Source organism: Thermodesulfobacteriota bacterium (assembly GCA_040755095.1).
Classification (GTDB): domain Bacteria; phylum Desulfobacterota; class Desulfobulbia; order Desulfobulbales; family JBFMBH01; genus JBFMBH01.
In genome coordinates, this window is the sequence record JBFMBH010000043.1 from 20,297 (window position 1) to 28,542 (window position 8,246).

The following is an 8,246-nucleotide window of genomic DNA, read 5'->3' on the forward strand; positions in this document are numbered from 1 at the left end:
GGCCCTCGCATGCTTGGGGCTGCGGAACGGCAGGTGCCGGCCGGTGGACGTGGCTTGCGACTCAACAAAGGATCAGACGGTTGATCCGGGATCCGGTTTCAAGAAGGCACATGGCGCGGTAGAAGCTGCCAGAGTCGGGCATGGAAGTCGCTCAGCTCCTGCCGGGCCTCTTCCAGGGAGACCTGTTGGCCCAGAGCCATCTCCACCCGCACCAGGGCGCCATCGGTTCGCTGCCGGGTGATGGAGTCCCAAACCAGAAACAGCTTGTTCCGCCACGGGTCGGTCACCACCCTTCCCCGCTGCAGGAAATAGTAGCTGGCCAGCATGGTGAGGTCTCCCCGCCGCAGGATCATGCTCTGGACCTCGATCTCCTCGGTGGGGCTGACCCGGATCCGCAAAGGGCGGCTCTGCTCCATCTCGAAGCCGCCCCCCAGAAGGCAGGCCTGGGGGGCGTGGGCAGTGTGCCCCGTGCCCTGCCAGCTGTAATAAGGCACCAGGAGCAGGATCTGGCTCGGGGAGTCGGGGCGGGTGAAGGTGGCATCCACATAGTCGTCGGCCCAGAGGCGGTCCAGGATCTCTTTGGACAGGTGATGCCGCTCGCCTTTCCAGTCGCCAATGGTCATGGGAAAGCTGGCAAAGCTCTCCCTGGCAGGAGGGCTGGCAGCTCCTGGGGTGGCAGTGAGCAGCCAACCACTGCCCGCAAAGAGCAGGATCATGGAGGCCGCAAGCCCGACCTGCACGGCTGGAGTGGTGGGCCGGCTGCCAGATTCAATGGTCGTCGGCACCGCCGGTTGCGGTGGCCGGCCGATCCGCATCAACAGCCAGCCGCAGGCGGCCAGGATGGCAGTCGCCAAGACAAACATGGACCAGCCGGAGAAGTCATGGAAGAGATTCTCCGCCATTTCCGGATGGCCGCTTACGGTCAGGAGGCCGGTAATCCAGATCCGCACCGCATTGGTGACAATGGACAGGGGCAGCACCAGGGCCAACAGCATGCCGCGCCGCCAAGCCCCCCTGGTGAAGAAGTACCCGACCAGGAGGGCCATGAGGATCATGGGCATGAAGTAGCGCAGCCCGCTGCAGGCATCAACCACCTCCAACTGGTTGCCGCCCAGATCGATGACATTGCCTTCCAGGAAGACGGTGACCCCGCTCGCCCGCAGCAGCATCACCGACAGGGTGCTGGCCACCATCCGCAACCGGAACGTGAGAAGGTTGTTGAGGAACGGCGGCAGGGGGGTGATGAAGAAGAGGATCAGGAGGGGGAACCACAGGCGGCGGACACGGCTGCCATAGAGCATGGCGAAGACGGCCACGACCGTCCCCCACAGACCGATGAACAGGGCGGTCTCCATGGAGCCCTTTTCTCCCAGGACGGCCACGATCGCAGCCAGCAGGGCGATCGGCAGGCCGAGGCCGCTCCAGGAGAGCTCGGTGAATCGGAACCGCTCCTTGGCGTCCCACAAGAGGTAGACGACCAGGGGGACAACCAGATAGCCGTAGTCGTTGTCCCCGGTATCCCAGCGCACCAGGAGCTTTTCCAGGCCGAGACGAAAAGCCAGCGCCAAGGCAAGAATCATGGCCGCCAGGAGCAGCCATGACATGGTGGTCGTCTTGTAGGACGTGGACATTTTTTCTTCAGCCTCGCAGAGGGGATTGCGGTCCAGACGCTCGGGATGAGCGGGCAGGGCCTCGCGGCAATCGGCAGCCCCTGGCCTACCTGGCGGCGCCCAGCTTCTCCATGGCCCGAAGGTACTTGGGGGCCTCGACGCCCCAGTGCAGGTCGGCCCGCACCCGCCGGAAACCGAAGTCGCCCATCTGCCGTCGCAGCTCCGGCCGGTCCAGGAGATAGGCGATCTTGGCGGCCAGATCCCGGGGGTTGTTGCGCTCGGCGTACAGGCTGGCCTCCTGGGCGGATACCCGGCCTTCGGTGAGGTCATATTGGACCACGGGCTTGCCCAGGGCCATGTACTCCATGATCTTGTTCATGGTGGACTTGTCGTTCATCTCGTTGGCTACGTCCGGATTGACGCAGACATCGGCGGTGCACAGCGCCTCCACCATGGGGGCATCCGGGATGCGGCCAGTGAAGGTGACGACGGATCCCAGCGCCATCCGGGTGCACAGAGACTTGGCAGCCTCCAGCTCGGTGCCGCCCCCGATAATAACAAAATGGACGTCGGTCCGCCCCATTTCTTCGACAAGGATCTTGACGGCCGCCAGGAGGTGGTCCAGCCCTTCCTGCTTGCCCATGACCCCGACGTAGCCCACCAGATAGGCCTTGCCCTTTTTCCAGGCCGGATTGGCGGGCACGATCTGCAGGCGGTCCAGGGCTGGGCCGCTGCGCACGACGATCACCTTCTCCGGAGGCATGCGGCCTCGGCTGATGGCAATCTGCCGGTAGGACTCGTTGGTGGCAATGCTGCAGTCAGCGGTCATGAAGGTCAACCGCTCAAGAAGGCAGATCAGACGGTACAGCACGTCCTTGCGGCCGAACTTGGCGATGTAGAGCTCGGGGTTGATGTCGTGGTGGTCGAAGACGAAGTTCTTGCGGAAGAAGAGCTTGAAGAAGAGGCCAATGAGGAAGATGGTGTCCGGCGGGTTGCAGGCCTGGATGACGTCGAAGCCCCGCTCTCTCAACACCCGGATGGCCAGTACGAATTCCCAGAACAGCGAGGAGGCGTATTCCGCCGCATAGCCCATGGCCCCTTCGCCCTCCAACGGCAGCGGGTGCCGGTAGATGGCGATGCCGTTCAGCTCCTCGTAGCGGGCCTCGAAGCCTTTGCCGGTGGGGCAGATGATGGACACCCGATGACCGGCGGCGGCCAGGGTGTTGGCCTCCTGCCAGACCCGGCGATCGAAGGGCAGGGGCAGGTTCTCGACGATGATGAGGACCCGAAGAGGCCTACCAGCCGATGCCATCGTACCGCTCCGTCGGCTTGGGGGAATCGGCGATCCGGACGAGATCGACCAGGAACTGCTCAGGCCGCAGCCGCAGCAGGATGCTCCGGAACTCCGGGTCGCCGTTGCCGATCACGATGGTCTCGCCGTGCTCCAGGGCCTCGTCCAGGGTCGGCACCATCAGCTTCGAGATGTGGGGGATGTGGTTGAGGATGTAGTCCCGGTTGGCGCCCACCAGCCGGGCCAAGTTGACGTTGCGGTCGTAGATACGCAGGTCGCAGCCTTTACCCAATAGCCGTTCGATGAGCTCCACCACTGGACTCTCCCGCAAGTCGTCGGTGCCGGCCTTGAAGCTGAAGCCCAGGACCCCGATCCTTCTGCGGCCTTTGTCCATGATCATCTGGAAGGATCGGTGGAGGTGGCTTTCGTTGCTGGGCAGGACAGAGGAGAGGAGGGGCAGCTCCAGGTCCAGGGAGCGGGCCTTGTAGGTCAGGGCCCGCAAGTCCTTGGGCAGACAGGAGCCGCCAAAGGCGAAGCCGGGACGGAGGTAGTTGGCCGAGATGTTGAGCTTGGTGTCCTGGCAGAAGATCTCCATGACCCGGTGGCTGTCGATGCCGACCTTCTTGCAAAACCCGCCGATCTCATTGGCAAAGCCGATCTTGACCGCATGCCAGGCATTGTCGGCGTACTTCACCATCTCCGCGGTCTCGATGTCGGTGCGGAAGACCGGGGCGTCGAGCCCGGCATAGAGACTGGCCAGAAGATCGCCGCTGGCCGGGTCGGTCTCGCCGATCACGGTCTTGGGTGGATGGTGGAAGTCCCAGACCGCCGTCCCTTCCCGGAGAAACTCCGGGTTGTTGCAGACTCCGAGGTCGGATCCCGCACGCTTGCCGCTGTGCTCCTCCAGGGTGGGGATGACCACCCCTCGCATGGTGCCCGGCAGGATGGTGGAGCGGATCACCACCACGTGGCGCGCGTCCTTGTCCCGGAGCGCGGCGCCGATCTCCTCGCAGACCCGCCGGATGTAGCGCAGGTCGAGGTTGCCGTTCAGCTGGCTGGGGGTGCCGACGCACACCAGGGACAGCTCGCTTGCCGCCACCGCCTGCCGGGTGTCGACAGTGGCGGTGAGCCGCTGGGCTGCTACCCCCTGCCAGATCAGCTCTGCGATGTCCTTTTCAATGATGGGGGTCAGGCCCTGGTTGATAAGGTCCACCTTGGCAGACACCGGATCGACGCCGGTCACCCGGTGGCCTTGGCCGGCCAGACAGCCGGCAGAGACAGCCCCTACGTACCCCATGCCGAAGATGCTGATTCGCACCGCGCTTGCCCCCTTGTCGCGTCAGAATGTGCTGCACCGCAGGCTGATCACCACGAAAGAATCCGCAGGCGGGTGACCAGTGTTGTGGTGCCAATAACGGAGTTTAGCATTCCCAGGGCGGTGCTGGGAACCTTCCTGTCGAAGGAGCGTGAGACCCAGCCGCACGGCGGCTTTTCCTCGCCGCGGCGCAATATCAGCTCGCCGGCGTCGCTGGCGGCAAGCGCCACCCGCACCGGCCCGTTTTGCACGAGTACCCCGCCGTCATCGCGGCTGACCTCACAGCCCTCGGCAAGATGCCAGAAACGTTCGACGATGTGCTGGCCCCGGCATTCCAGGGTGTCGGTGACGACGATCTCCCGCGCCTTCTTGTCGAGCACCACCTGCCGGCGGTGCAGCACCGGGTCGGCGAGGCGCTGGTACCCGTCGTGGTTACCCGCGAAGAGATCGGCATCGTCACCTGGCTGCCAGACCTCGCAGGTGGCCCGCGCCTTTCGCAGCCACAGGAAGCTGCCGCCGATCTCCGACTGGTCGAGGCCATCGATTCGTACGGTGTTGTGGGCGCCGGTGCCCCGGAAGTAGTTCCGCCAGGCCTTCTGGGTGTGGTAGGCAAAGGTGCCGGGATCGACCAGAATCTCCCGGCCGGCCACCGACAGACAGAGGGCCAGGGCATCGGCATGGCCGTGGGCGGCGATGGACAGGTAGCCCAGGGGGCCACAGTCCACCAGGCAGCGGACCTCCTGTCCGGTCCCCAGGTCCAGGCCCAGAAGATAGTAGCCGCCGGAGGCAAAGGTCCGGCCGGGGCCAGCCGGAGCCGGGGTGGAGGCCAGGGTGCGGAAGCGGGCGGCAGCCTTGGCGCCCAGCAGCCAACGGCTCTTGTCGTCGAAGATTCGGGCCCTGGCCGCCAGGTCCGGACGATCGAAAAGGACGGCGCCGGTGGCCAGGAGGGAGCGGTAAGGACAGAACCCCGCCTCCTGACTGAGGCGGACGGCATAGCCGTCGTCGGCATCGCCCAGCATGGGCAGGTGGCCGGCCACATCCATGATGGCGGCCAGATATTCCAGCATCCTTTCGATGATCGCCCGATAGGCCGGCGGGAAGGTGACGCCGCAGGCCGTGCCGGCCAGGAGCGCCAGCACAAGGAAGTCCAAGACGAACTGCTGGTAGCTGACCGCCTGTTCCTTGTTGACGCCGTCCGGCCAGTTCTGCCGGACCGCTTCTTCCACCAGGATGCCGTGGGCCAGGGCCTGCCACTGGCGGCAGCGGTCCCAAAAGGGCCAGGTGATCGTGGCGATGAAGAGGCCTGTCGCCTCGCCGATGAGATGATTGTTCGCCGACGAGTGCCGGGAGAAGTGGCCTTGGATGAAATGGGCGTGTTGAAAAATGGACTCCAGCCAGCGCCGCCGCAGGTCTTCCCCGGCGGGGCCTGCAAAGAGGGGAGAGCTCCAGCCGCCTGCCAGCTGCCAGACCAGGGCCCAGTTGATGAGGCGGATGCCCAGCTCCAGGGAGCTGGTCCAGTTGGGTCCCATCAGATACGGGCACTGGCGGAGCCAGGAGTCGAGCTGGCCGGCAAGACCAGTCAGGAAGAAACCGTCGCCGGTGAGGGCATAGGCCTGCGCCACAGTCACCAGCTGCAGGTGGCGGTTGGGCTCCCAGAGGTACTTGATGTCCCCCACCTTGCTGGGATCCCGGTAGTCCAGGGTCTTGCCGAACACCAAAGGCGCGGTGCGGCCGGTGCGGGGATCCCGGTTCCAGTTGGGAAGCGGCCCCAGATCGGCGTCGTCCAGGGCAAAGACTGGCCAGTGGCCGGCCAGGATCCGGCGGGCGGCAGCGGCATAACCGTCGGCTGCAAAGGCGTCGGCCTGTGGCCGGGGTAGCCAATCGCCGCCCCTCGTCGGCGCGGCTGGGGGCGGCACCTGTCGGACCACCCCGACGCCCATGGCCTCGAGACGGGCCTGCGCGGTCCGGCGCGCACGGAAGAGCACCTCGGCTCCCGACATGACGGACAGACGATTCCAGAGCCAGCGGATCTTGTTGGCTTGTGGCATGGCGATCCGATTGGAGGGCGGCGGGGCAACCGAGTCCGGCTCAGACGCGAGCTGGCCCCGTTCCGGCGGCAAGCGCGGTGACCGCCGGCTCGGTGTCGCCGCGAGCTCGGGTCAGCGGTAGGTGCTGACGATGGTCCGCGCCTGCTGCGGCGACAGCCCAAGAACCCGGGTCATGAGGTCAGCGGCGAAATCGTCGGTGAGAGACGCAAGAAAGCTGTTCTCCTGGGCCAGGGCCTCGTCTCTCGTCATCTTGCCGCTGCGGATCATGTTGCCGTAGCCGAAGCAGCTCTTGGTGCAGCCATAGATCTTGGTGTGGATGAAGTTGATCAAGGGCGCGATGGCACAGTCGGTACGCCAAGTGGAGACGCTCCCCTCCGGGGCCCGCCAGCCCAGCTCTTCCTGGATGGTCTTCTTGATCAGGCCCCGGTCCCACTCCACGAAGTCGAAGAGATGGATCTCCTCGATGCCGGCTATCCTGAGTTGGGGCGTTCCCCGGGACCACAGGGAGTTGCCCTTGACCGGGAATTCCATGCGCTGCCTGAGGTAGAAATATTCGTAGTGAAGGTAATGCGGATTGAGGTAGCGTTCGCGGCCGCGCTTCTTGGCCAGGTGCTTGCCCACCGCCTTCTTCACGGCCTGGGTACTCTCCTGGCGGGAGTCTCCCCAAACGACCATGGGAATGCCCAGCTCGGCGGCGGTGCCGTAGATGATGCTGTACATGCCGTAGCTGCAGGCCCGGCACAGGTTCAGGTCGGCGTAGCGATCGGAGGAGAGGAGGTTGTGGTGGACCACCTTGCTGGCGAGGCTGCGGCCGGAGCCGACCCGCCGCAGGGTGGCAGCGAGCTTGTCGCAGGCGGCTCGGATATTGGCTACCGCCTGCTCGGTGGCAAACTCGTTGTCGAAGTTGACCGCCAGCGGCCGCAGGCCGAGCTCCCTGGCCACGAAGTAGAGCACGTAGGAGCTGTCGCGACCGCCGCTGCAGGGGACGATGCAGTCGTAGGCGGCACCAACTCGCCGGTGCCGCTCCATCTTCTGGCGCAGGGCGTCGACGCCCAGGGGCTGATGCTCTTGATACATGCCGCAGTAGTTGCAGCCGTCCTGGTCGTCGAAGCGGATCCCTGGCACGGATTCTGGCAGGATACACCGGTTGCAGCGCTTCACGGGATACCTCCTTGGGGGGATCATGACCGGCGACTTCGAGGATTCCCCACTGGGCTGCGCGACACGGGAGCCGGCGCGGCCCGGGACACCATGGGCACGCTTGGGGCTACGCCCAGGTCCGATCCCCCTGCCGGCTTGCTGGCATTCACCCCGGCCGGCAGCCCAGTTTGCGGAATACGAGGAGCACGGTATGGCCGTACCAGAACCCCAACAGCCGGTCCAGGCCGGCGGTGACCCCGGCGTGGAGGATCCGGCCGAGACGGCTGCCGTGGCGATGTTTGAGCCACCAGCGCACCGGGCTCTGGAGCGCCGGCACATCGTCCTGCCAGCCGAAGAGCACCCCCGAGCAGGATCGGGCGAGAAGCTGGAAGCCCCAGCCTTCGAAATCCCGGACAACCCCTTCCACGGCCAGCGCAAACTGGTAGAAGCCCGGGGGAGGCTCCGCCGCCTGCCAAACCGGGAGCCGGGGCGCCAACCTTTGTTGCCGGTGGCCGTTCATGAAGGGGAAGGCCAGGAAGAGGTGGCCGCCTGGGCGGAGAACCCGCGCACCTTCCCGGCCGATGGCCTCGTACCCTTCCCAGAAGTGCTCAATCACGCCCAAAGACCAGTAGCCCGCGAGCGAGTCACTGGGCAGATCGATCCCTCGCACATCGCCGAGACGGATGTCGAGATCTGGCGCTGCCTGCTGGACCATGGTGTCCTTTCGGCAAGCCAGTGTGACAGCCGCCGCCGGGCGGGTTAGGATCGGCCATTTTCCAACGCAAGCGCGAGGAGGTGACCGATGGAGAGCAATCTGCCCGCCCAGGGGGCGACACTGGAAA

At 65.5% G+C, this 8,246-nt stretch carries 6 protein-coding genes; all 6 read right to left on the reverse strand.

The window, feature by feature from the left end; genetic code table 11:
* Positions 1–98: 98 nt before the first annotated feature.
* Complete coding sequence (gene xrtD, locus AB1634_08520) at positions 99–1,631, reverse strand: VPLPA-CTERM-specific exosortase XrtD (GenBank protein ID MEW6219565.1); 1,533 nt, start codon at positions 1,629–1,631, stop codon at positions 99–101.
* A gap of 85 nt (positions 1,632–1,716) precedes the next feature.
* Complete coding sequence (locus tag AB1634_08525; protein MEW6219566.1) at positions 1,717–2,922, reverse strand: glycosyltransferase family 4 protein; 1,206 nt, start codon at positions 2,920–2,922, stop codon at positions 1,717–1,719.
* Positions 2,906–4,219 carry a nucleotide sugar dehydrogenase gene (locus AB1634_08530; protein MEW6219567.1) on the reverse strand — a complete coding sequence of 438 codons (1,314 nt, stop codon included), beginning with the start codon at positions 4,217–4,219 and terminating at the stop codon, positions 2,906–2,908. The genes AB1634_08525 and AB1634_08530 overlap by 17 nt, the downstream gene beginning before the upstream one ends.
* Positions 4,220–4,266: 47 nt before the next feature.
* Positions 4,267–6,264, reverse strand: coding sequence for an alginate lyase family protein (locus AB1634_08535; GenBank protein MEW6219568.1), 1,998 nt, complete (start codon positions 6,262–6,264; stop codon positions 4,267–4,269).
* 111 nt (positions 6,265–6,375) lie between these two features.
* A complete protein-coding gene (locus tag AB1634_08540) occupies positions 6,376–7,425 on the reverse strand; it encodes a hypothetical protein (protein MEW6219569.1) in 1,050 nt (349 codons plus the stop codon).
* A 145-nt stretch (positions 7,426–7,570) separates the two neighbouring features.
* Complete coding sequence (locus AB1634_08545) at positions 7,571–8,230, reverse strand: methyltransferase domain-containing protein (GenBank protein MEW6219570.1); 660 nt, start codon at positions 8,228–8,230, stop codon at positions 7,571–7,573.
* Positions 8,231–8,246 lie beyond the last annotated feature (16 nt).

Bases quoted from the DNA above. Each gene is read 5' to 3' on its own strand.
- xrtD (MEW6219565.1), bottom strand. From the start codon at position 1,631: ATGTCCACGTCCTACAAGACGACCACCATGTCATGGCTGCTCCTGGCG.
- AB1634_08525 (MEW6219566.1), bottom strand. From the start codon at position 2,922: ATGGCATCGGCTGGTAGGCCTCTTCGGGTCCTCATCATCGTCGAGAAC.
- AB1634_08535 (MEW6219568.1), bottom strand. From the start codon at position 6,264: ATGCCACAAGCCAACAAGATCCGCTGGCTCTGGAATCGTCTGTCCGTC.